Annotated in this window: 22 protein-coding genes; 11 read left to right on the top strand and 11 right to left on the bottom strand. The window is 41.4% G+C overall.

What is annotated here, in order from left to right:
* Window positions 1-183: 183 nt before the first annotated feature.
* On the top strand, window positions 184-2,751 hold the full coding sequence (locus Q4546_RS01705; RefSeq protein WP_303445563.1) for a TonB-dependent siderophore receptor: 2,568 nt from the start codon (window positions 184-186) through the stop codon (window positions 2,749-2,751).
* A gap of 87 nt (window positions 2,752-2,838) precedes the next feature.
* On the opposite strand, the gene Q4546_RS01700 is transcribed toward Q4546_RS01705, so the two are convergent.
* Entirely contained in the window at window positions 2,839-3,369 is a 531-nt protein-coding gene (locus Q4546_RS01700; RefSeq protein WP_102519357.1) for a thioredoxin family protein, read from the bottom strand.
* A 196-nt stretch (window positions 3,370-3,565) separates the two neighbouring features.
* On the opposite strand from Q4546_RS01700, the gene Q4546_RS01695 reads away from it, so the two are divergent.
* Window positions 3,566-4,183 carry a LysE family translocator gene (locus tag Q4546_RS01695; protein WP_102438877.1) on the top strand — a complete coding sequence of 206 codons (618 nt, stop codon included), beginning with the start codon at window positions 3,566-3,568 and terminating at the stop codon, window positions 4,181-4,183.
* Between the two features lie 70 nt (window positions 4,184-4,253).
* Here the strand turns inward: Q4546_RS01695 and Q4546_RS01690 are convergent, their stop codons facing one another.
* Window positions 4,254-4,586: a DUF3144 domain-containing protein gene (locus Q4546_RS01690; protein ID WP_303413759.1), complete on the bottom strand. Its 333-nt coding sequence runs from the start codon at window positions 4,584-4,586 to the stop codon at window positions 4,254-4,256.
* A gap of 119 nt (window positions 4,587-4,705) precedes the next feature.
* Entirely contained in the window at window positions 4,706-5,251 is a 546-nt protein-coding gene (locus tag Q4546_RS01685) for a prepilin-type N-terminal cleavage/methylation domain-containing protein (RefSeq protein WP_102438873.1), read from the bottom strand.
* Between the two features lie 68 nt (window positions 5,252-5,319).
* Between Q4546_RS01685 and ung the strand changes: the two genes are divergently transcribed.
* A complete protein-coding gene (ung, locus tag Q4546_RS01680; protein WP_303445562.1) occupies window positions 5,320-5,985 on the top strand; it encodes a uracil-DNA glycosylase in 666 nt (221 codons plus the stop codon).
* 76 nt (window positions 5,986-6,061) lie between these two features.
* Here the strand turns inward: ung and ispB are convergent, their stop codons facing one another.
* On the bottom strand, window positions 6,062-7,033 hold the full coding sequence (gene ispB, locus Q4546_RS01675; RefSeq protein WP_102438869.1) for an octaprenyl diphosphate synthase: 972 nt from the start codon (window positions 7,031-7,033) through the stop codon (window positions 6,062-6,064).
* Window positions 7,034-7,313: 280 nt separating this feature from the next.
* Between ispB and rplU the strand changes: the two genes are divergently transcribed.
* From rplU to Q4546_RS01640, 7 genes are all read left to right on the top strand, one after another.
* A complete protein-coding gene (gene rplU, locus Q4546_RS01670) occupies window positions 7,314-7,625 on the top strand; it encodes a 50S ribosomal protein L21 (RefSeq protein WP_076541221.1) in 312 nt (103 codons plus the stop codon).
* A 16-nt stretch (window positions 7,626-7,641) separates the two neighbouring features.
* A complete protein-coding gene (gene rpmA, locus Q4546_RS01665; RefSeq protein WP_055024328.1) occupies window positions 7,642-7,896 on the top strand; it encodes a 50S ribosomal protein L27 in 255 nt (84 codons plus the stop codon).
* A 262-nt stretch (window positions 7,897-8,158) separates the two neighbouring features.
* On the top strand, window positions 8,159-9,325 hold the full coding sequence (gene cgtA / locus Q4546_RS01660; RefSeq protein ID WP_076541219.1) for an Obg family GTPase CgtA: 1,167 nt from the start codon (window positions 8,159-8,161) through the stop codon (window positions 9,323-9,325).
* A gap of 14 nt (window positions 9,326-9,339) precedes the next feature.
* Window positions 9,340-10,104: a threonine/serine exporter ThrE family protein gene (locus Q4546_RS01655; RefSeq protein WP_102438865.1), complete on the top strand. Its 765-nt coding sequence runs from the start codon at window positions 9,340-9,342 to the stop codon at window positions 10,102-10,104.
* Window positions 10,101-10,568, top strand: a complete 468-nt coding sequence (locus Q4546_RS01650; protein WP_102438863.1) for a threonine/serine exporter family protein — start codon at window positions 10,101-10,103, stop codon at window positions 10,566-10,568. The genes Q4546_RS01655 and Q4546_RS01650 overlap by 4 nt, the downstream gene beginning before the upstream one ends.
* A 32-nt stretch (window positions 10,569-10,600) precedes the next feature.
* Window positions 10,601-11,083, top strand: a complete 483-nt coding sequence (gene folA / locus Q4546_RS01645) for a type 3 dihydrofolate reductase (RefSeq protein ID WP_102475568.1) — start codon at window positions 10,601-10,603, stop codon at window positions 11,081-11,083.
* Between the two features lie 80 nt (window positions 11,084-11,163).
* The gene (locus Q4546_RS01640) at window positions 11,164-11,556 is read left to right on the top strand and encodes a DUF3718 domain-containing protein (RefSeq protein WP_102438859.1); all 393 of its coding nucleotides are present in this window, start codon (window positions 11,164-11,166) and stop codon (window positions 11,554-11,556) included.
* A 222-nt stretch (window positions 11,557-11,778) separates the two neighbouring features.
* Here Q4546_RS01640 and Q4546_RS01635 read toward each other — a convergent pair whose 3' ends face one another.
* The 7 genes from Q4546_RS01635 to lptD all read right to left on the bottom strand — a co-directional run bounded on the left by Q4546_RS01635 (window position 11,779) and on the right by lptD (window position 20,708).
* Window positions 11,779-13,800 carry a methyl-accepting chemotaxis protein gene (locus tag Q4546_RS01635; protein WP_102438857.1) on the bottom strand — a complete coding sequence of 674 codons (2,022 nt, stop codon included), beginning with the start codon at window positions 13,798-13,800 and terminating at the stop codon, window positions 11,779-11,781.
* Window positions 13,801-13,920: 120 nt separating this feature from the next.
* Window positions 13,921-14,739 (bottom strand): symmetrical bis(5'-nucleosyl)-tetraphosphatase, encoded by an 819-nt coding sequence (locus tag Q4546_RS01630; protein ID WP_303445561.1) that lies wholly within the window; start codon window positions 14,737-14,739, stop codon window positions 13,921-13,923.
* Between the two features lie 4 nt (window positions 14,740-14,743).
* Window positions 14,744-15,124: a Co2+/Mg2+ efflux protein ApaG gene (gene apaG, locus Q4546_RS01625; RefSeq protein ID WP_303445560.1), complete on the bottom strand. Its 381-nt coding sequence runs from the start codon at window positions 15,122-15,124 to the stop codon at window positions 14,744-14,746.
* A 50-nt stretch (window positions 15,125-15,174) separates the two neighbouring features.
* Window positions 15,175-15,981: a 16S rRNA (adenine(1518)-N(6)/adenine(1519)-N(6))-dimethyltransferase RsmA gene (gene rsmA / locus Q4546_RS01620; protein WP_076541204.1), complete on the bottom strand. Its 807-nt coding sequence runs from the start codon at window positions 15,979-15,981 to the stop codon at window positions 15,175-15,177.
* Window positions 15,982-15,987: 6 nt separating this feature from the next.
* Complete coding sequence (gene pdxA, locus Q4546_RS01615) at window positions 15,988-16,974, bottom strand: 4-hydroxythreonine-4-phosphate dehydrogenase PdxA (protein WP_102438852.1); 987 nt, start codon at window positions 16,972-16,974, stop codon at window positions 15,988-15,990.
* 9 nt (window positions 16,975-16,983) lie between these two features.
* A complete protein-coding gene (gene surA / locus Q4546_RS01610; protein WP_102438850.1) occupies window positions 16,984-18,288 on the bottom strand; it encodes a peptidylprolyl isomerase SurA in 1,305 nt (434 codons plus the stop codon).
* Window positions 18,289-18,410: 122 nt separating this feature from the next.
* The gene (lptD, locus tag Q4546_RS01605; RefSeq protein ID WP_303445559.1) at window positions 18,411-20,708 is read right to left on the bottom strand and encodes an LPS assembly protein LptD; all 2,298 of its coding nucleotides are present in this window, start codon (window positions 20,706-20,708) and stop codon (window positions 18,411-18,413) included.
* A 135-nt stretch (window positions 20,709-20,843) separates the two neighbouring features.
* Between lptD and Q4546_RS01600 the strand changes: the two genes are divergently transcribed.
* Window positions 20,844-21,857, top strand: a complete 1,014-nt coding sequence (locus tag Q4546_RS01600) for an aminoglycoside phosphotransferase family protein (RefSeq protein WP_303445558.1) — start codon at window positions 20,844-20,846, stop codon at window positions 21,855-21,857.
* The last annotated feature ends 16 nt before the right edge of the window (window positions 21,858-21,873 follow it).

Raw genomic sequence — 21,873 nt, 5'->3', positions numbered from 1 at the left:
TGTTATTACCTCGAAATGCGTAGATTATTTTGAGAGGTAATCGAAATTGTTCGCAATTAGCTTGCATTTGTTATAGAAATGTAACCGAGATGATGTATTTCATTTTGGGAGAGACGATTTTTAATCATATGTTTATGAATAAAAATGAGTCACAAGCAAAAATATAATAAATAAAGAGACCACATGATGACCAATCTAAAGAAAACAACCAAGTTTGGCTTTAGCTCATTAAGCCTCGCAATTACAGTAGCATTGACTGGTTCAGTCATGTCTACTCAAGTCGCAGCTGCGGAAGAAGTTGCAGACAATGTAGAAAAAATTGCTGTTGTAGGTAGCCGCGCTGCACCTCGTTCAGTGGGTGAGTCCCCTGTACCTATCGATATCATTAGCGCTGATGATTTAAGGAAGAATGGCTCTACCGACATGATTGATATGTTGGTCACCTCAGTACCATCATTTAACTCGCGCGCTCAGCCGATTAGTGATGCTGCAACCCTTGTACGCCCAGTCAATTTACGTGGATTGCCTTCAGACAGTACTTTAATCCTTGTTAATGGTAAGCGACGTCATCGTGCGTCTGTCATTGCATTCCAAGGAGGTGGCATAAATGATGGTGCTCAAGGGCCTGACATTTCGGTGATTCCAAGTATTGCGTTAAAGCAAGTTGAAGTGCTGCGTGATGGCGCCGCGGCGCAATATGGTTCTGATGCCATTGCAGGTGTAATGAACTTCCAATTAAAAGATAGCGCTGAAGGTGGCTCTGTCTCTGTTTCTCACGGTGAATATTATGAAGGTGATGGTGCAACGACAACCGTGGATGGCAACATCGGATTGCCGTTAACAGATGCTGGCTTCGTTAATATTAGTGCGCAATACAAAACTGCTGATGCAACCAGTCGCAGTGTACAGCGCCCTGATGCTGCGGGTTTAATTGCGGGAGGAAACACATTCGTTAATGATCCTGCCCAAATATGGGGTAACCCAGAAATTAAAGATGATTACACTGTATTTGCGAATCTTGGCTTTGACTTTAATGACAAGCACAGCCTTTATGCATTTGGTAACGTATCGTCAAGAGATGCTGTGGGTGGCTTCTATTACCGTAACCCCCATAACCGTGGCAATGTTTACTCCCTTGATGGCGGCGAAACCTTGCTAGTGGGGGCAGTAAATGGCGATCCATCAACATGTGATGTTGTGCCTGCAAATGTACCTAATGTACTTGATACCCCTGAATATGCAGCAATGGTTGCAGATCCTAACTGTTTCTCAATGAACCAAGTGCGCCCAGGTGGTTATACCCCTCAATTTGCTGGGACCATTGAAGATATGTCTTTCTTCTTAGGTTTTGAAGGCGAATTTGGTGAGTGGGCTTATGATGCCAGTGCAGGTACCGGTGCCAACAAAGCAAGTTTTAGCTTAAGGAACTCGCTTAACCCTTCTTTAGGTTTAGTGGCTAACCCTGAAGATACTCAAACTGATTTTGATACCGGTGCTTACGAGCAAGTTGAAACCACAGTCAACCTCGACTTCTCGCGTTATTTCACCATTGGCTCAATTGAAGATATTAGCTTTGCAACGGGTTTTGAGTGGCGTGAAGAGTCATTTGAAATTACTCAAGGTGAAGAAGCTTCTTGGTTAGCTGGCCCATACGCAGATCAAGGTTTCAATATTGGTTCCCATGGCTTTAAAGGTTTTGGTCCTGAAGCTGCGGGTAAAAACTCTCGAACCAATATTGGTATTTATGCCGATGTTGAAGCGTATTTAACTGATGATTGGTTATTGGGTTTAGCGCTGCGTTATGAGGACTTTTCTACTTTCGGCGATACCTTAAATTATAAGATTTCAACCCAATACTCAGTGAATGATTACTTGTCAATTCGTGGCTCACACAGCACTGGGTTTAGAGCGCCAACAGTCGGTCAAGAGAATGTGGTTAACACTCAAACCTCGATTGTAAACGGTGATTTGATCCAGACATTTATTGCTCCACCAACGGATCCATTAGCGGCATTTTATGGTGGTGAAGTTTTAGAACCGGAAGAATCCATCAGCTATGCGTTAGGTACGGTATTTGAGTATGAAGACTTTTTCTTAACGGTTGATTACTACAATATTGAAGTGACAGGTCGTCTGGCGCAGTCAAGTCAAATTGAAGTACAAGCGGATGATTATGATGCGTTAAGAGCTGCGGGAGTAGAGTTTCCTGAGTTAATTTCGGCGGTTACTTATTATACCAATGACTTTGATACTACAACTCAAGGTATTGATATTGTGGGTTCGTATGAAACAGAGCTGATGTCTGGTGACTCAATGTTCAGTCTTGCCTATGGCTGGACGGATACAAACGTTGATAAGTTTGATCCAGATACTACTGACGAAGGTAAAGTGCGTCGTTTAGAAGATGGTATTCCTGCTCATCGTGCGACCTTAACGTGGAATCAAACCTGGGACGATTTAAACGTATCGTTACGTGGTAATTACTTTGGTGAATACTATGCAACCCATGCTGATGATACGTCTGATTGGGGTTCTGAAACGGCAGATTCTGCTTTCACTGTTGACCTTGAAGTGAGTTATACGGTAGTTGATGCATTAACTATTTCAGTGGGTGCGAATAATATCTTCGACCAAGAAGCTCAAAAGCTTAAAGACGGTACTTTAGGTGCTCTAGGTGCAGTTTACTATGAAAGTGGTCCATTCGATTATAACGGTGGCTTCTACTACGGTAAGTTAACTTACAGCTTTTAAGCGTTTAACTTGAACAAGAAAGACTGCATCTGCAGTCTTTTTTTTGCGATAAATTTATTGAGTTGAACTTGCTAAACACTAATCGAATCAGTTAACCGCATCTAAAGTATCAAACAATGATTCAATGGTGAGCACTGTTGGCAGCTTAACCCCTTGTGGGTACTTAGGGCCGTAAACTTTATTGAATGGCGTACCCATGCCGCCTTCATTGGTTACATAGGTTTCGATAAGTGCATTAGGTTCAGTCCAATTGCCTTGCATTAAAATGATATTATCTGCAGTAAGTACATTAACGACTTTTTCTCTATGGGTGACATTGGCTTGGTTGGTTCGACAAGGCAAGCACCAGTCCGCGTATACATCCACAAATACAGTATAGCCTTGCTCAACTAAAGGCGCTATTTGGCTTGGGTTAAGCGTTTGCCACTGCAAGCGTTTATAAGCATTGTAATCTTCATCTTTTTGTAAAAAAGCATACACCCCGCCAAAACATAAGGTCATAAAACTAAGTAACACGATGATCGCAGTAGGAATATTATTCCCTTTTATTTTTAGGATAATCAGTAAACCGATACCGGTTAGTAGTAATCCAAGTAATATTGGCAGCAATAAGGCCATAGGATGTGTTCTCAGTTAATTATGCAGAAGATATAGGCGACTATATCAAGTTTTACTTAATTTGAGGTTAAACCCATGTTGTCAGTGGTCATTCATGGTAACGTTACGCCTTTATTAAACTGCAGATAATTAAATGAATATAATCATCTGTATTTAATTGTAAGAATATTCACTCATTAATGATTTGGGAAATAAAATGGCGTTTAGTACGTGGTTAGGTCTATTGGCTATCTGTTGTTTAGGGGCCATGTCTCCAGGTCCTAGTTTAGCTATGGTGTTAAAACATACTTTATCTGGTGGGCGATTACATGGTGTTGTTTGTGCCTGGGCACATTCAATAGGTATTGGTGTTTATGCTTTGGTGACCTTATTAGGGCTTGCAGTGGTGCTAGAAAAGTCGCCAATTGTGTTTAACGGTATTGCGATTCTGGGGGCGCTTTATTTGGCCTGGATGGGGTTTCAAGCACTAAACTCTAAAGGTGGTATGGAGCAAAAGCTACAAGCAGGAGTGCCAGCATCTTTACTTGAGGCTGCAAGAGACGGTTTAGCGATATCATTATTTAACCCAAAGATTTTATTATTCTTTTTAGCATTATTTAGTCAGTTTGTGCTTGCAGCTGAAACCATGGCAGGTCAAACCGTTATTGTGCTAACGCCCTTGGTTGTTGATGGGCTTTGGTACACCCTTATTGCCGTGGTGTTATCCCATGGGCCGATCTTAAATCGGTTACGAAACAAAGCGGCATTGATTGATAAGTTATCGGGTGTGGTACTTATCTTGCTGGCAGTTCGGGTGTTGATAAATCTATTTTAAATAGTATTTATTACAGATAGAGAGAACAAAAAAGCCATCTTGCGATGGCTTTTTTTGGTTAAAGCAGTTGTTAGTTCTTAAATACTTGTACTGAATCGTCTTTCTCTACAACGTCCTCTTCTGATGCCTGCTGGCTTCCTGGTGGGTTCTTTATATGGTCATTTAAGTTTTCACTTAACATTCCTTTGAACTCCTCAGAAAACCACTCTAAGGCATTATCTTTTTCAGCTTCTAAATTTGAAGACTTAATTGCAGCTTCAAATGCATTGTAACGTGCTGCAGCAAAGCGAAGGGCAGTACCGACTTTGCCAATATCGTTTTCTTGCTGGCTAAGTTGGTTTGCTAGCGCGATAAATTGATCAGCAATTTGGTACATTGTTGTTTCAGTTTTTTCTTCTGACATATTTTCCACTTTTTAGTACTGGTTTAATTGCAATTAGTTTACCCACTTTAAAACTTAAATTCAGGTAAAAAACCATTGAGTTTGCGGATTCGATCCAATTATTAAGCAATAACGTCATTTTAACTGTCTGGGTCAGAGTCAGTGATCACTTGACCATTTCGAGAGTCATAGTAAATAGATAAAGTCGTTAGAGAGTTATAAAAATAGCGACATTGATCAGGATTTATATAGGTGGCTTGGTAATCTGATACGTTTTCATCGGCAGTGGTGGAAACACTGGGGGCATCTTGTAGTACGGTTTCCCATACCGATATACAATCAGCGACGTTGTTTAGCCTTGGTGATGGCTCAAACGGAGGCCAGTTTTGTGCTGGATATCCCCACTCATTAATATCTAATTGGCCATCAGTACCGGCATTTTCAAATATTGGCAGATTATCAGCAGGGCCTGAATGGCCTAACGCAGCCCATTTTATATGCGCGAGGCTGATACCGGTTGCGAAGCTGCCGCCAGTGGCTTTTACATTTGCCACATGCGCATCTTGTTGAAGGTTGATAAACTTAGGCAAAGCGATGACGGCTAAAATAGCCAGTATAATAATGACGACAACCAGTTCAATAAGCGTAAACCCAGTTTGAGTTATTTTGAGCTTTTCAATTTGCATTTAGGCATCTTTAGTAATGTGTTGTTAAATAATTGTAGATTGGTTTAGGGGTTATAGGTAGGTATGAGATGAAATATGCGAATTGGCAGCAGCTGTTTAATGAGCAACAACAGCAAGGCTATTATCTTGAATTAATGAATTTTTTAGCGACAGAGCGCCAGCAAGGCAAGGTGATATACCCTCCAGAAAATGAGACCTTTGCAGCTTTTGAACTAACGCCATTGAAGCAGGTAAAAGTGGTTGTATTAGGGCAAGATCCTTATCATGGGGCAGGGCAAGCTCACGGTTTATGTTTTTCGGTACAAGCTGGAGTGAAAACGCCGCCTTCTTTGGTAAATATCTACAAAGAGCTTAAGCAAGATATCAGTGGTTTTATCATTCCCGAACATGGCAACCTAACGGCTTGGGCTAAACAAGGGGTGTTATTGCTTAATACGGTATTAACCGTTGAAGAAAGTAAGGCTCATTCGCACTCAAAAGCGGGCTGGGAGCATTTTACTGACCAAGTAATGCAATGCCTTAATCAACAAATTGAACCTATTATATTTGTGCTGTGGGGCGCTCACGCGATAAAAAAAGGCCGCTGGATAACCTCACCTCAGCATCATATTCTTTCAGGGCCGCACCCGTCGCCGTTATCGGCTTATCGTGGGTTCTTTGGCTGCAAACATTTTTCAATTATTAATCAATTATTAGTGGCAAAAAATAGTGCGCCAATTGATTGGCAAGTGTAGGTCTTAGCAATAAAAAATGCACTTGATAGCAATCAAGTGCATTTTAATATTCAGTAACAGCTTAGTTTAGTGGTTTTTAGTTATTACGCTGAACTGAAATCTTAGCTAATGAGATAAGCGCGGTTTTGTATTCGCTATCAGCAATTGGCGCTAATGCCGCAATGGCTTTATCCGCTTCTTCATCGGCTTTTTGCTTGGTGTACTCTAATGCACCTGAATCTTTTAAGGCTGCGACGATTTCGTCGATAGCTTTGGTGCCATCTCCATTTTCAATTGCGTCTTTGATCAGCGCTTTAGCTTCATCATTACCGTGTGCCATGGCATAGATTAGCGGTAAGGTAGGTTTCCCTTCGGCTAAGTCGTCACCAATATTTTTACCTAGCTCATCAGCATCTGCAGTGTAATCAAGCAAGTCATCGGTTAGTTGGAATGCGGTACCTAAAAATTTACCGTATTCACCTAATGCGTGTTGTTGCTCTTTGCTCACATCTGCAATAACACCTGTGAGTAAGGTCGCGGCTTCGAATAATTTAGCTGTTTTGCAGTAAATCACTCGCATATAATTCTCTTCGGTGGTTTCAGGGTCATTACAATTCATTAATTGTAAAACCTCGCCTTCGGCAAGAATGTTAGTGGTGTCAGCCAGTACGCGCAGTACTTTCATGCTATCTAACTCAGTCATCATCTGGAATGAGCGAGTGTATAAGAAGTCACCAACAAGCACGCTAGCGCTATTGCCAAAAAGGGCATTAGCGGTTTTACGGCCACGTCGTAAGGTTGATTCATCAACAACATCATCATGTAGTAGTGATGCCGTATGAATAAACTCTATAATGGCAGCTAACTTTAGGTGTTCTTCACCTTTATAGTCGATAGCACGAGCGGCTAAAACTGAAAGCAATGGACGTAGTCGTTTACCACCGCCATTGATAATGTAAAAACCGAGTTGGTTTATTAATGCAACATCAGACTCAAGTTGTTTGTAAATTAACTGATTTACGGCTTGCATGTCGTTATCAGCTAGTTGACGAATGGCGTTTAAATCCATAATGGTCTCTAGTTATTAGGCTACCGGACAAAATTATATTGCCCACTATATAAGGTTCAAATTGTATATTAACAAATTTTACCGAATTTTCATGCTTTAGGCAGCTTTTGTTCTTAGATAGTGGGAGTTAAGCCGAGCTTTTTTTATTGATTCAAATTTAACGCTTGCCAGAATGCAAATCTTGCCGTAGAATCCGCGCCCATTGTCATTAAAAGTTTTTAGCACCCGGTATCAACATAACAATGAACCGGAGTGTTAGTCCATTTGGAGTGAAATAGCTATGTACGCTGTTTTTCAAAGTGGCGGAAAGCAACATCGTGTTGCTGAAGGTCATACAGTTCGTTTAGAAAAAATTGAAGTTGCTACTGGTGAAACTGTAGAGTTTGATCAAGTATTATTGGTTGCTGATGGTGAGAACGTTCACGTTGGTGCACCTCTAGTTGCAACTGGTAAAGTTGTTGCTGAAGTGGTTAGCCACGGTCGCGGTGAGAAAGTAACTATTCAAAAGTTCAATCGTCGTAAGCATCACGAAAAGAAAATGGGCCATCGTCAATGGTTCACTGAAGTTAAAATCACAGCGATCAGCGCATAATTTAGGAGTCTAACTCATGGCACATAAAAAAGCTGGCGGTTCTACTCGTAACGGCCGCGATTCGGAAAGTAAACGTCTTGGTGTTAAGCGTTTTGGTGGTGAATCAGTTGTAGCTGGTAACATCATCGTTCGTCAACGTGGTACTAAATTCCACGCTGGTGTAAACGTAGGTATTGGTCGTGACCATACTTTGTTTGCATTAACAGACGGTAAAGTTAAGTTTCAAGTAAAAGGTCCTAATAACCGTAAGTTTATTAGCATCGAAGCTTAATCTAGACTCTAATCAGTCTTTGAAAGCCCCGCCTTCTGGCGGGGCTTTTGTGTTTTTTTACTTCATTGTTGATTTAGTTAGCTAGACTTTAGTTTATTAAAAATTAGTGGATTAAATTTACGTGCGGTATTTGCGATGTTTTGCATCGTTGATTATTTATTTTGCAGTAAGCGATTTATGGTGATTGTATCTTCTACGCTTCCCTGCACATCTCAATCTTTTGAGGTTATAATTGACACATTAAGTGGTGTCAGGAGTATGTATGAAGTTTATTGATGAGGCTAAAATCAGAGTTGAAGCGGGTGACGGTGGCAGTGGCTGCGTTAGCTTCAGACGTGAAAAATATGTGCCAGACGGCGGCCCTGATGGTGGTGACGGCGGTGATGGTGGTAGTGTATTTTTAGTCGCAGATGAAAACATGAACACGCTTATTGATTTCCGTTTTGTCAGCTCGCATATTGCTGAGCGTGGTAAAAATGGACGTGGCCGTGATTGTACCGGTCATGGCGGTGAAGATTTAATGCTTAAAGTACCTGTGGGTACGCGTGCTGTTGATTTCGATACTGAAGAATTATTAGGTGATTTGACTACCCATGGCCAAAAGTTACTTGTGGCTAAAGGTGGTTTCCACGGTTTAGGTAATACGCGCTTTAAAAGCAGTACCAACCGTGCGCCGAGACAGAAAACATTAGGTACGCCTGGTGAAGTACGTTTCTTAAAACTGGAATTATTGTTACTTGCTGATGTCGGCCTATTGGGCTTACCAAATGCAGGTAAATCAACCTTTATTCGTGCGGTATCTCGTGCAACACCAAAAGTTGCTGATTATCCGTTTACGACACTAGTACCAAACCTTGGTGTGGTAAGTCCACGACCTGGGCAAAACTTCGTTATCGCCGATATTCCTGGCTTGATTGAAGGTGCCTCAGATGGTGCTGGTCTTGGTATTCGTTTCTTGAAGCATTTGGAACGTTGTCGTGTGTTATTACACATCATCGATATCGATCCTATTGATGGCAGTGATCCGGTTGAATCTGCGCGTTCAATTGTGGCTGAACTTGAAAAGTATTCACCAAAGCTTGCAGCTAAGCCACGTTGGTTAGTCTTTAACAAAATCGATTTATTGCATGAAGATGAACTTGCAGAAAGAATGGATCGCATTGTTAAGGAAATGGATTGGAAGGGTGACATTTACACTATGTCAGCATTCAACCGAACGAACACTAAAGACATTAGCTTAAAACTATTAGATTTCATCAATTCACTTCCTCCTGAAGATGAAGGCACTAGCCCAGATGATGAAGTTGAGTTTAAATGGGATAACTACCATGAAGCTAGCGTTGAATCGGTAAATGAAAATTACGACGACGACTTTGATGATGACTTCGATGACGATGACTACGATGTGGAAATCATTTACCAACGTTAATAGTCGAGAGACAAGTGTACGCAGAAACTCAAAATGATATCACTCGTCTTGTTGTACGAAGTGCACAATTACTTCTAGCCTATGGCGCTGAGTCTGATCTTGTTGAAGAGATCAGTCAGCGCTTAGGTAAAGCGCTGGGTCTTGCCAGCGTTGAACTTTCAATTTCCTCCAACTCCCTTGTACTGACCAGTTTAGTCCATGGCCGCTGTATAACTACAACCCGACGCATTCGAGAGCATGGCATCAATATGAAGGTGGTGTGTGAAGTACAACGCATTTGCCTCTTGGCAGAGCGCGGAGTGTGCAATGCCAAACAAGTTAAACGCCGCTTAGAGATCATTGAGCCTAAGAGTTATCCGGCAAAATATTTGATCCCGATGATTGGGCTATCTTGTGCGAGTTTTTGTCACTTGTTTGGTGGTGATATTACCGCGTGTCTTATTACATTCTGTGCTTCAGCTATTGGTATGTCAGTGCGATTATCATTAGTCAAAAAGCACTTTAATGCACTCATTATCTTTGCCATTACCGCTTTTATCACCACAATCATTGCCCAAATCGGCTTCATCACTGATTTAACCTCAACCCCTAAAACCCCAATGGCTGCCAGTGTGCTGATGTTAGTGCCCGGTTTTCCGTTAATTAATGCGATATCAGATATGGTTAAAGGCCATATGAATGTGGGTATATCTCGCTGGGGCCACGCGACACTCTTAACACTGGCTACTGTCATTGGGATTACACTTTCAATGGCATTGGGTGGGATTTTGTTTATATGAATCTTATTTTAGAATTGCTGCATGATGGACTTTTTTCAGCAATACCAGCGCTAGGCTTTGCGATGTTGTTTAATGTCCCGAAGCGATACTTACCTTTTTGTGCGGTAGCTGGCGCCATAGGGCATAGTTCAAGAAGCCTACTTATGCATTTTGATATGCCCATAGAGTGGGCGACATTTGCAGCTGCAGCCATCGTTGGTATTATTACGATACGCTTTGCTAAGCGTCACCTCGCGCCGCCGCTAATGTATGCTGTTGCAGCTATCATACCCATGGTACCGGGTACCTATGCATACAATACCTTGATAGCTTTGGTACAACTGAGTGTTCAAGAGCAAGTCAGCAGTGATTTAACTTCGATAGTCATTCTTAATGGCCTGAAAACCGTATTCATTCTTGGGGCATTATCAGTCGGCTTAGCAATGCCCTCATTAGTGTATTATCGAACCAGACCTATTATTTAACCCCCGTTTTAGCATCAAATAAGGATTTTTATATGCGCATCGCAATGATAGCCGCCATGGCCAATAATCGTGTCATTGGTAAAGATAATAAAATGCCTTGGCACTTACCTGAAGATTTAAAGCATTTTAAGGCGATGACCTTAGGTAAGCCTGTGGTGATGGGGCGTAAAACCTTTGAATCTATTGGTAGACCGCTTCCAGGTAGACATAATATTGTCATCAGCCGCCAAGCAGATTATCACATTGAAGGCGTTTCATGTGTGAGTTCATTTGAGCAAGCTAAACAACTTGTTACAGATTGTGATGAATTAGTTGTCATTGGTGGTGGGCAGCTCTATAAAGAAATTTTACCGCTGGCCGATATATTATATCTAACCTTCATTGAGCTAACTGTTGATGGCGATACTTTTTTCCCCGAGTGGGATGATGATAGCTGGACGTTACAAGATAAGGTTAATCAGGTTAATGCAGCACAATTGCAATATAGCTTTAACACTTTTGTGAAAAAATGTTAAATTACAAGCTGTTTTACCCTGAATAGAGGTTTACCCTTGATGGTAAGCTGAAAATAATAATACCTACAAAGGAGTATCGGATGCGTTTAATGCCTGTGGCCGTCGCCGTCCTAATTGCAGCATCTTCAGTTTCAACCCCAGCAGTCGCTGATACCGATCAACTTGTGGCAAGTATTTGTGATTACGTTAAATCGAATGATAAAAATCGACTACGTAAAAAACTCAAAGAAAGTCGTGTTAAATTACGTAATATCTATACCGGTGTTTCTTGTGATGGCGCAAGCTTATTAAGAACCGCTTATAATGCAAATTCATTTGAAGTGGGTGAGTACATCGCTAAACGTCTTCCTGCTGGTGATTTAAGTTCACCAGAAGCCGACGGGAAAAGCATTCTTGATTGGGCTAATAGCAATGGCCATAGTGGTAGTGCTATTACTGCTGCAGTTCAAGATCGCATTAATAGTGGTGAGTAAAGCGCATTGATTAATTTGGTGATAGCAATTGTGAATTATCAAATATAATCTTATGCATAAATAAAGTTGATAGCTTTGACTGCCAAAACCGCCTTAGGGCGGTTTTTTGTTGCTTATGGTTTTTATTGCCGCAAATCATTGCTAAGTCATGGCGCTATTAGGCTTTAAAGGCAATAAAAAAGGCTCTAAAGAGCCTTTTCTACATTTAGATACTGTGAGTCGTTAAACTTTAAATTCCTTCACAGAGCTTTGTAGCTCTTCAGACAGCATTGCTACTTGCTGACTTGATTGTGCTGTTTGATCTGCGCCTATGGCGGTTTCTTCTGAAATAGCAGCAATGTGCTCTAGCATTTCAGAGACTTGCTGACTGACCAAGTTTTGCTCTTGAGCGGCTTGGGCAATGTGATTACCAGAGTCGTAAGCTTTATGTACTGACTGACTAATGGTTTCTAAGGCCAAGTTAGCTTGTTCTGTTTTATCGACACAGCTGGTTGCTTGTGTGCGGCCTAATTCCATGACCGTCACTGCTTGTTGTGCACCTTGTTGTAACACTTCAATCATTTGCTGAATTTCGCTAGTCGATTCTTGGGTTCTAGAAGCAAGACTGCGCACTTCATCGGCGACAACAGCAAAACCACGGCCTTGCTCACCCGCGCGGGCAGCTTCAATCGCAGCGTTTAATGCCAGTAAGTTAGTTTGCTCTGCAATACCACGAATTACATCAAGAATAGAGCCGATTGATGCGCTATCAGTATGGACCTTATTGATCACCACGCCCGCTTTAGCGACTTCTTCTGCTAAGGCAAGAATAGTGACTTTATTCTCTTCAGCAAGTGTGCGCATATGCTGAGTTTCTTGATCGGCTTGCTTAATTTGTTCAAGGGCTTGATCGGCGCTCATTGAAACTTGTTGGGCGCTAGAGCTTAGCTCAGTAGTTGCAGTGGCCACTTGATCCACTTGATTTTTTTGCTCTTGAATACCAGATGTAGTTTGGGTGGTTATTGCTGACGTTTCTTCTGCTGCAGCAGCCAACTGATTCGAGCGGTCTAAAATGCCGACGATTAAGTCACTTAAACTATCCACTAAGCTGTTACAGTTTTTAGCTAGTAGCGCGAACTCGTCATGGCCTGAATCATCTAATTTATGAGTTAAATCTCCAGAGGCAAGAATATTTAGCGCCTGGTTTACTTTTTCTAATGAGCGAGTTAATGGTTTCACTACGGCGTAACTGACGATAATTGCCACCACAATGGCCAGAATAACTACCAGCATTGTTTGGATAGTAGCCGAATCGATATTTTTAATTGCATCGTCACTTATTTTAGCTGTGAAGTTTTCAATTTTATTAGCTAGCTCGTTCATTCTAGCATTAACGTCTAAACGGTCTTTATCGGTTGCAGCTAACATTTCGGCAGCGGTTTGATCATGCTTTAGTTGCTGGCCTTTCAAGGTAACTATGGAGTTATTACCTGTCACTAGGGCAAATACAGCATCACTTTCTACGTTTAAATCATTAAGAGTGCTATCGCTAATAATACCGCGGCCTTGTAAATTGATATGCTCAATCTTTGTGCGGGTATCGTTGAGCATGTACTCTAGCTCATTCACTATTACTTCATATTTAGCGTTTTCTTTAGCGGCAACTAAATCATAAATGGTGGTAATAATATTGATGAAATTACTATCAACGACTCCCGCTGCAGCTGCAATACTTTGTTTAGTGGTATCTTCACTCAACTCTAGATCTATCAGGTCTAATAAAATCGATGATGCATCATCTGCGCTGTCTTCTAAATTATCTCGAAGTTGTAATAGTTGTTCATGTTTTAATAATGCATTTTCATGCTCTATTAGCATTAAAGCGCTATTTTTTTCAAAATTATGGTAGCTGTTTTTAAGCTGAGAAAGGTTACTGGAAAACTCTTGTCTACCAGAAATTAACCCAGTCAAGTTATTGAGTTTTTTGTTAAATTCCACTGATTCAGTGTTTATATTTTTTTTGACTGCTGGAATTTGAGCTGATTGATCAGTGTAGTAACCGAATAGAATGTGAATTTGCTGGGCGCTTAAGTTTTGCGTTAATTCACCGGTAGCAGTAAGGGCAGGCAAACTAACTTGTTGTAAGGTGCTAGTACTGTCCTTGATGCTATTGTTGGTGAGCAAAGACACGCCACCTAAAACTATCAAAAGGAGAGTCACAACGGTAAAACCGCCAATCACTCTGGTGGCAACATTAATTTTCATAGCATACTCCGGCTGTTATTATTTTATCCCGAATTTATCTCTTTGATCACTCAGGGCTGTATGATCATTGGAGATCCAATAACTGTATCGGCTTTGTTACTGGAAAGTTTAATTATTTATTTATGATTTTATTTTGTGCTGTTGTATTTTTTCGTTGGTTTCTAAATGCCATAGGGTTAAATGCTCTCCCCAGCAACATCCTGTATCCAGTGCTTGCATATTAGGTTGGTTAACCACGCCCATTAACGCCGCCCAATGACCAAATACCAAAGTGTGGCTTTGTTTTAACGGGGAGTTGAATTCGAACCAAGGCGTGAGTTGTGGTGGTTTGTCTTGAATGGGGGATTTACATTTAAAGTCTAAACTGCCATCAGCAAACAAATAGCGCATTCGCGTTAGGGCATTGATGCAATATCGCAGTCTTGGCAAGCCTATGGCTGTAATGTCCCAGCGCTCTGCATCATCGGTGTACATTTTTGCAATTAGTGAATCGATATAATCATCTTGCTGTAATGCTTGGCTCACCGCATTAGCTTCTGTGAGTAAGGTCGCTAAGTCCCACTGCGGTGGAATGCCTGCATGGCTCATGATGATATTGTGGGAGGGCAGTGTCTGCACCAAGGGTTGCTTTCTTATCCAAGTAATTAAGTCGGGTAAATCATCAGCGCTTAGCAATTCAGCAAGCTTATCTTTGGGGTTGGGTCTTTTAATGTTGCCGTTAAGGGCTAATAGATGCAAGTCGTGATTACCCAAAGTTATTTTGGCACTGGCCTCTAATGATTTTAAATAGCGTAAAGTTTGTAAGGAGCCATTACCTCTGGCGACTAAATCGCCGACAGCCCATAGTTCATCCTTTGAAGGGTTAAAGTCCACTTTAGCGAGGATCAGTTGTAATTCTTCAAAACAGCCTTGTATATCGCCAACAAAATAATGTGCCATAGGATTATTGTAAAATCCCTGGGACGGCTAATCTAAATGTTGGGATTACAGCTTTAAAAGCTTCACCTTGGGCGCTGCTCATGCCGTATGAGCCTTCCATAAAGCCAACGGGTGTTTCTAATACTGTGCCACTTGAGTATTGGTAAGCTGTATTAGGCTCGATAGTCGGTGTTTCTCCGACCACGCCAGGGCCTCGCACTTCACTTTTTTCACCGTTTGAGTCAGTAATAATCCAGTGGCGATCTTTGAGTGTCACTACAATGTCGCTCAGATTAATGATGGTAATGGTATAACTGAATAAATATTTTGATTCTGCTGCTGATGACTGCTCTTCTAAATAGTTAGTCTCAACTTTTATTTTAATTTTGGGGGCTACAGAGGACATTAAACTTCCTAAAAACGAAAGGGCACTTTCAATGAAAAGTGCCCTTAGAATTATAGATTTTTATCGCAAACTAAATTTGCAAGTGCCACATACTGCTCGACAGTTATTTGCTCCGGTCGAAGAGTCGAATCAATGTTCAGCGCGCTGAACTCATCATCTGTTATCATGTGCTTTAAGTTATTCCGTAGTGTTTTACGGCGCATATTAAAGGCTGTGGTACATAGATGACGTAAAACGGTGACATCTTTACACGGGAATGGTTTTACATCGTATGGCAACAAACGTACCACTGCAGAGTCGACCTTTGGCGCCGGAGTAAAGCTTTGTGGCGGCACTTCAAGTACAGGTACCACTTTACAGTAGTACTGCGCCATCACAGTTAGGCGGCCGTAAGCTTTAGTGCCTGGACTTGCAGAAAGGCGCAAAACCACTTCTTTTTGTAGCATAAAGTGCATGGTTTCAATTATTTCAGCGAACTCAAATAAGTGAAACATTAACGGCGTTGAGATGTTGTACGGTAAATTACCAAATACTTTCATCTTTTTGCCGTCTTGTTGCAACTGGCTAAAGTCGAAGTTCAGTGCATCACCCTGATTGATATTAAGCTTATGCTTTAATACTGGGTGGTTTTCTAAACGCTCGACTAAGTCTCTATCTAATTCGACTACAGTTAAGCAATCAACTGATTCAGCAACAGGTTCAGTTAATGCGCCAAGGCCTGGGCCAATTTCAACCATAACATGGTCATTATCTGGCGAGATGGCGCCCACGATCCGACTGATCACACTTTCATCAGTTAAAAAGTTTTGCCCAAAACGTTTTCTGGCCGTGTGGCCTAAATGTACTTTATTGCTCATTAAAATTTAACTACTTACTTTTGAGGCCAATTCAATGGCTTTATTTAATGCACAGGTAAAACTACCACTATCAGCTTCACCGGTTCCGGCTAGCTCTAAAGCTGTGCCATGATCGACAGAGGTTCTGATATACGGAAGACCTAAGGTAATGTTAACCGATTTTCCAAAACCTAAAGATTTAAGTACTGGAAGTCCTTGGTCGTGATACATAGCAAGAACCACATCTGCTTCTTGTAAGTATTTAGGCTGGAATAAAGTATCTGCAGGTAATGGACCTACAATATCAATACCTTGCTCTCTAAGTTCATTCAGAGCAGGGATCATGATATCGATCTCTTCTCGGCCTAAGTGTCCATCTTCACCAGCATGCGGATTAAGGCCGCAGACGAATATTTTAGGTGAAGTAATGCCAAACTTTTGCACTAACTCACTGTGCAAGATTTGTATTATATGATGTAAACGCTCGCGTGTAATGGCTTTTGCAACATAAGCCAGTGGAATGTGGGTGGTCATTAACGCCACCTGCAGACCTGGCGCTGCCAGCATCATTACCACATCTTGGCAATTTGCTTGTAATGCAAAAAATTCAGTATGGCCGCTAAAAGGTATACCCGCTTGATTAATAATGCCTTTATGAACAGGGCCCGTTACCACAGCTTCAAATTCATTGGTCATGTTTTTCTCACCCGCATAACGCAAGGTGTCGACCACATATTCACTGTTAAGCTCATTTAATTTGCCGCATTCAACTTCTGCAGCAAGAGTAAATGGCGCAATGGTTAAGGTGCCAGCTTCCTGAGCCTTAGCAGGTAACGTTGGCTGGTAAGGTCTTAATGTCAGCGGCAAGCCAAGCATTTTTGCTCGGCTAGTTAATAATTCTGGGTCGGCGCAAACAACTAACTCAGCAGGCCATGGCTGCTGAGCAAGTTTAATAACAAGATCTGGGCCGATACTCGCCGGTTCACCCGGCGTAATCGCAATACGTATTGTCATTAAGTTAGCTTAACCTCGAGTACTCTCAGGTTCAAAAACTTCAATATAGGCTTCTGAACGCATTTCATCTAACCAGTTTTGTAGCTCTTCATTGAACTTACGACGATAAATCAACTGGTGAGCACGATTGCTATTAAACTGAGCAGTAGCATCAGTTTTACGTTTTTCTTCAAGTTGAACGATGTGCCATCCATGGGTTGTTCTAAAGGGTTCACTATACTCATTAATTTCTAAGCTTGATAATGTTTGAGCAAACTCAGGTACATATACAGTCGGTTCTGCCCAGCCTAATTCACCACCTTTTGCCCCAGAACCTGGATCTTCAGAGTATTGGCGGGCAAGTGCTGCAAAATCAGCTTCGCCTGAACGAACTTGAGCTAAAAAGCTTTCTAGCATTGCTTTAGCACGATCTTCTGAAAGGATCGGTGATGGTTTCAGCAGAATATGTCGTGATCTTACTTCATTGATTTCTTTGGTTTGCAGGCCGCGAGCGTCCATGATTTTAATAATATGGAAACCTGAGGCACTTTTAATTGGGCCAATGACATCACCAGTTTTAGCGTCAGTTACTACCTCAGCAAACAAGGTTGGCATTTCGTTCACGCTCATGTAATCCCAGATACCACCTTCAAGCGCTTTAGGCCCTGATGAAGATGCGATAGCTGTACGGCGAAAATCTTCACCTTCATTTAAGCGGTCTAATACGATATTCGCCCGTTTGCTCGATGCTTCTAGTTGTTCACTGCTTGGGTTATTTGGCACTTCAATTAAGATATGTCCAACTTGGAACTCGACATCTTTTAAACCTTGCTCTTGGATCATTTTAACTAAGTTACTGATCTCTTGAGGTGAGACTTGAATACGACGCTGAACTTGAATACGTTGGATTTCACCTAGGGTGATTTCTTCACGTAATTGCTCACGGTATTGCGCATAGCTCATGCCTTCGCTTTCAATTTGTTGTTGCATTTGAGAAACCGTTAGCTTTTGCTCTTTAGCAATATTCTCAATGGTTTGATCAAGCTGTAGGTCACCAATAGATAGACCAATACGTTCTGCCATTTGTAATTGCAAGTGAGTCAAAATTAAACGTTCAATAACTTGAGTGCGAAGTGCATTATCTGACGGTAAGCCTTGGCCTGCTTTTAGCGCATTGGCTTTTACCGACGCCACCATATGAGTGATTTCACTTTCAAGAATAATACCCTCATTAATTTGTACTGATACGCGGTCGAGGGGAACTGGCGCCGCGATGGTTACTTGGCTCATTGCCAAAGTAAATAAAGCAAAAATCATTTTCTTACAGTGTTTCATCCACGAAATCCTTGGCACTTTTAGTTTTAATTGCAGTGGAATATATACCACATACAGTGTTGTTATCTTTTATTAGGACTGTTTGTTTTCCAGTAGGTTCAGCAATCTACCACAAATGATGGCTAATTCCTCAAGTAAAGTGGTTTACGATAGTTAAATAATCCGTCATCAAGCATGTCTTCGACACCTAGGGGGCCAGAACCACCTAAGCCTTTAATGATAAAGTTAAGGTATACACCACTTTCAAACTCTTCTCGGGTATCTAAACTTGGATTTAAATCATCATCGTAATTAGTTTTAATGCGGTAATGGTAACTTAAGCGCAATGCCCAGCAGCAAGATTCGTATTGGACACCGGTATAGGTTTCAATATTTCTTGATTCATTTAAGTCGTAATAAAAGTTACCGACAAAATATAAATCATCACTTATTGGCCATGAGGTGCGCATGCCTATTTGAGATATGTTCACTCTGTCATTAGTGTTGGTGTTAAGCAAATCAGGCACATAGCGATAGCTAAACTGTAATAATTTGTCATTACTGGGCCTAAAATCTAAGGTGACTTCACTTTTCTTATTCTCACCGTTTTCAGTATCAAATTGCACAGCACCACTAATAAACCAATCTTGATACATATTGGCATCGATTTCAGCGGCAAGCACAGAGGTTGATGCGTCCGCTTCTATGTCGTTGTAACTATTTATTTTACTATCTTCAATAAACACAATTTGACCTATGCTGAATTTAAATTTTTCAACATTGGACTCATCAAAGAGGCGCGTTGTAACCCCTAAGGTTATTTGATTGGTGTCTGCAATTCTATCTAAACCAGAAAAGCGGCGGTCTCTAAATAAGCCAAAGTAATCTTCTTGTAACTGGGCAGTATCATAAACCCCAATATTAGATTGGTCTTCGTAGCCGACATATAAATATTGAAATTGTGGCTCTAAGGTTTGTTTGTAATTACTGCCAAGCATGGCTAACTGACGTTCAAAATTAATTTGTCCGTGAATTCGCACTTGAGGAATGGTTCGGTTAACCGTGTCATCCAGTTCATCATTGCTGTTATTGTTGTCTTGCCAGTATTGGGTTTGCAGTAATTTAACTTCACTGGTCACAGAACCTGCAGGCCCCTGTATCGGCCAGCTTATACTTGGCTCCATATGAAAACGTGTCGCCGTGGCATACTCATTTTCTGTATGTTGAAAATTGGTTAGCTCAGAATTGAATTTAAAATCTAACCCATTCCAAAAATCATTAGTCTGATAGTTAAAGTTCAGCTGAGGCATAACCTGATAAGGGCTCTCTTCTTCGCCGAGAACTTTAATGTCTTGTACCCGCATGCCGAGGTTCCAATCTCGTTCAAAGTAGCTAATTTCACCAATACGTGAAAGCTGATTATCCGTTGATCGATTAACATCAGAACTGAGATCATTGAAATAGTTATTGTCTGAGACATCTGTAAAGTTAGCTTGTACACGCCAATTGTCATTTATTGCGCCTTGATGGCGCCAATGGTACAGGTAACGGTCAGGGCTATTATCTAACTTGTCGTCATTAGCGAGGAATTCAAAGTTGAATTGACCATTTTGTTGTTCACCGGCTAAGTATCGAAATTCTGTTTTACTGTAAAACCCACGGGCTGACATATAGGTTGGGGTAAAGGTTAAGTCGTATTCTGGGGCGATATTCCAATAATAAGGCACACTGACTTCAACGCCATTGGTGGTACTGGTGCTAAAACTGGGAAATAAGAAGCCTGACTTTCTTTTATCTGAAACCGGAATGGTCATATAGGGGATGTACATAATCGGTACATCGGCTATGCGTAATTTAGCATCCCAGATCTCACCCCATTCTTCACTGCTGTCGATGCGTATTTCTTTGGCTTCAAGGCGCCAAGAGTTATCGCCAGGGGGGCAGGTGGTGAAATTGGTGTTACTGAGCTCTAAATTGTTTTGTTCGGTAATTTTTAATTGCTGAGCATCGCCGTTAATTTGTTGGCCATTAAGCCAATACTTAGCCCCAGTAAGGGTGGCGCTGTTGGTCAGCATTTGCGCATTTAATGAATCTGCGGTTACGGTAAATTGCTCATCACTGAAAATCAGATTGCCATTAGCATCTAATTGTTCATTTTTTTGATCTAAGATGGCTTCGTCAGCACTGATATGGCGACTACCTTGGCTGAAACTGACATTACCAGAAAAATGGGCTTTATCGCCCATGGCTGCTTCAGAGCGATCGGAAATAATGACAATATCTTCAGCTGAAATATTGCTAATGCTATCACGGTCGTTTATTGACGGTGAAACGGGGGCCTGCACTGCACACTGAAGCTGAGCCTCTTCAATTTCAGGAGACTCTTGTGCCAAGACTAGGTTTGGTAACAGGCTTAATGCCAGGAAATAACGGATCTGCATGTTAATAATTGATTATGAATTCTTAGTCTAGACAAAATGAATTGAAAAAAGAGCCACAGCTAACATTTTATCTTTAGCTGTTTCCAAATGTTATGTTGGCTATAATAAAGCAATTTTTACATAAGAGCCATTGAGATGAGTTTATCTGATACAAGATTTATTTTACTGAGTAAGTGGTTAAGTCAACATTTCAACACAGATATCACCCCAACACTCATTTGTGGTGATGCCAGTTTTCGTCGTTATTTTCGCGTTCAGCATTTAGCAAATACGTATATCGTCTCTGATTCGCCTATTGAACTGGTACCCATAGCGCCCTTTATTGAGCTAGCAGCTGCATACGCACAATTAGGATTAAAGGTACCTGAAGTTATAGCACAAGATGATATTAACGGCTTTGTATTGCAGTCAGATTTAGGCGATGAGCAACTCATAACACGCCTGAATGACCAATCTGTGATTGATTTTTATCAGCAAGCGTTAGGGTTATTGCCGCAAGTGGCACAGGTTAAGTCCACCATTAAGGGGGATTTACCGCAATACGATGCCGCTTTTGTGCAGCGAGAGTTAGCCATTTTTACCGAGTGGCTGTTATTGAAGCATTTGCAATTAACCCTGAGTGAAGATGAGCATGGCATTATCGAGAATGCTTTTGGGGTGTTAACCGCCAATGCAATTGAGCAGCCTAGTGTCGGAATGCACCGTGACTTTCATTGCCGCAATATTCTCATAAATCAGCAACAATTAGCCTTAATTGATTTTCAAGATGCGGTGATTGGCCCTGTTACCTATGATGCGGTGTCATTACTGCGAGACTGTTATGTGAGATGGCCAGATGCTGTGGTTAATCAGCTTCAAATGGGTCATTTTAATTTATGTATTCAGCATGGATTAATTGATGATGGTGTAAGCTTTAGCCAATATCAGCGCTGGTTTGATTTAATGGGAATGCAGCGCCACATAAAAGCCGCCGGCATTTTTGTACGGCTGAATTTGCGTGATGGCAAAGCCGGTTATTTGAAGGATATTCCACTTACCCTTAGTTACATCGTTGATATTGCCGCTTTATACCCAGAGCTACAAGACTTTGGTCAATGGTTGCAACAAAAGGTGCTAACGCATTTCACTGCAGATGCGACAGATCAATGATATTCGTGCGGCTACC

The sequence above is a fragment of the Shewanella sp. 4_MG-2023 genome (genome assembly GCF_030548015.1).
In the GTDB taxonomy this organism is placed as follows: Bacteria; Pseudomonadota; Gammaproteobacteria; order Enterobacterales; family Shewanellaceae; genus Shewanella.
This window is presented reverse-complemented; position numbering and strand designations above follow the sequence as displayed.

Excerpts from the sequence above, each read along its gene's own strand:
- pdxA (WP_102438852.1), bottom strand. The coding sequence starts at position 16,974 with ATGACAATACGTATTGCGATTACGCCGGGTGAACCGGCGAGTATCGGC.
- ung (WP_303445562.1), top strand. The coding sequence starts at position 5,320 with ATGAAATATGCGAATTGGCAGCAGCTGTTTAATGAGCAACAACAGCAA.
- apaG (WP_303445560.1), bottom strand. The coding sequence starts at position 15,124 with ATGTCCTCTGTAGCCCCCAAAATTAAAATAAAAGTTGAGACTAACTAT.
- Q4546_RS01600 (WP_303445558.1), top strand. The coding sequence starts at position 20,844 with ATGAGTTTATCTGATACAAGATTTATTTTACTGAGTAAGTGGTTAAGT.
- Q4546_RS01705 (WP_303445563.1), top strand. The coding sequence starts at position 184 with ATGATGACCAATCTAAAGAAAACAACCAAGTTTGGCTTTAGCTCATTA.
- folA (WP_102475568.1), top strand. The coding sequence starts at position 10,601 with ATGCGCATCGCAATGATAGCCGCCATGGCCAATAATCGTGTCATTGGT.
- Q4546_RS01690 (WP_303413759.1), bottom strand. The coding sequence starts at position 4,586 with ATGTCAGAAGAAAAAACTGAAACAACAATGTACCAAATTGCTGATCAA.
- Q4546_RS01695 (WP_102438877.1), top strand. The coding sequence starts at position 3,566 with ATGGCGTTTAGTACGTGGTTAGGTCTATTGGCTATCTGTTGTTTAGGG.
- lptD (WP_303445559.1), bottom strand. The coding sequence starts at position 20,708 with ATGCAGATCCGTTATTTCCTGGCATTAAGCCTGTTACCAAACCTAGTC.
- ispB (WP_102438869.1), bottom strand. The coding sequence starts at position 7,033 with ATGGATTTAAACGCCATTCGTCAACTAGCTGATAACGACATGCAAGCC.
- Q4546_RS01640 (WP_102438859.1), top strand. The coding sequence starts at position 11,164 with ATGCGTTTAATGCCTGTGGCCGTCGCCGTCCTAATTGCAGCATCTTCA.
- Q4546_RS01635 (WP_102438857.1), bottom strand. The coding sequence starts at position 13,800 with ATGAAAATTAATGTTGCCACCAGAGTGATTGGCGGTTTTACCGTTGTG.
- Q4546_RS01685 (WP_102438873.1), bottom strand. The coding sequence starts at position 5,251 with ATGCAAATTGAAAAGCTCAAAATAACTCAAACTGGGTTTACGCTTATT.
- Q4546_RS01700 (WP_102519357.1), bottom strand. The coding sequence starts at position 3,369 with ATGGCCTTATTGCTGCCAATATTACTTGGATTACTACTAACCGGTATC.
- rpmA (WP_055024328.1), top strand. The coding sequence starts at position 7,642 with ATGGCACATAAAAAAGCTGGCGGTTCTACTCGTAACGGCCGCGATTCG.
- Q4546_RS01630 (WP_303445561.1), bottom strand. The coding sequence starts at position 14,739 with ATGGCACATTATTTTGTTGGCGATATACAAGGCTGTTTTGAAGAATTA.
- rplU (WP_076541221.1), top strand. The coding sequence starts at position 7,314 with ATGTACGCTGTTTTTCAAAGTGGCGGAAAGCAACATCGTGTTGCTGAA.
- Q4546_RS01650 (WP_102438863.1), top strand. The coding sequence starts at position 10,101 with ATGAATCTTATTTTAGAATTGCTGCATGATGGACTTTTTTCAGCAATA.
- surA (WP_102438850.1), bottom strand. The coding sequence starts at position 18,288 with ATGAAACACTGTAAGAAAATGATTTTTGCTTTATTTACTTTGGCAATG.
- cgtA (WP_076541219.1), top strand. The coding sequence starts at position 8,159 with ATGAAGTTTATTGATGAGGCTAAAATCAGAGTTGAAGCGGGTGACGGT.
- rsmA (WP_076541204.1), bottom strand. The coding sequence starts at position 15,981 with ATGAGCAATAAAGTACATTTAGGCCACACGGCCAGAAAACGTTTTGGG.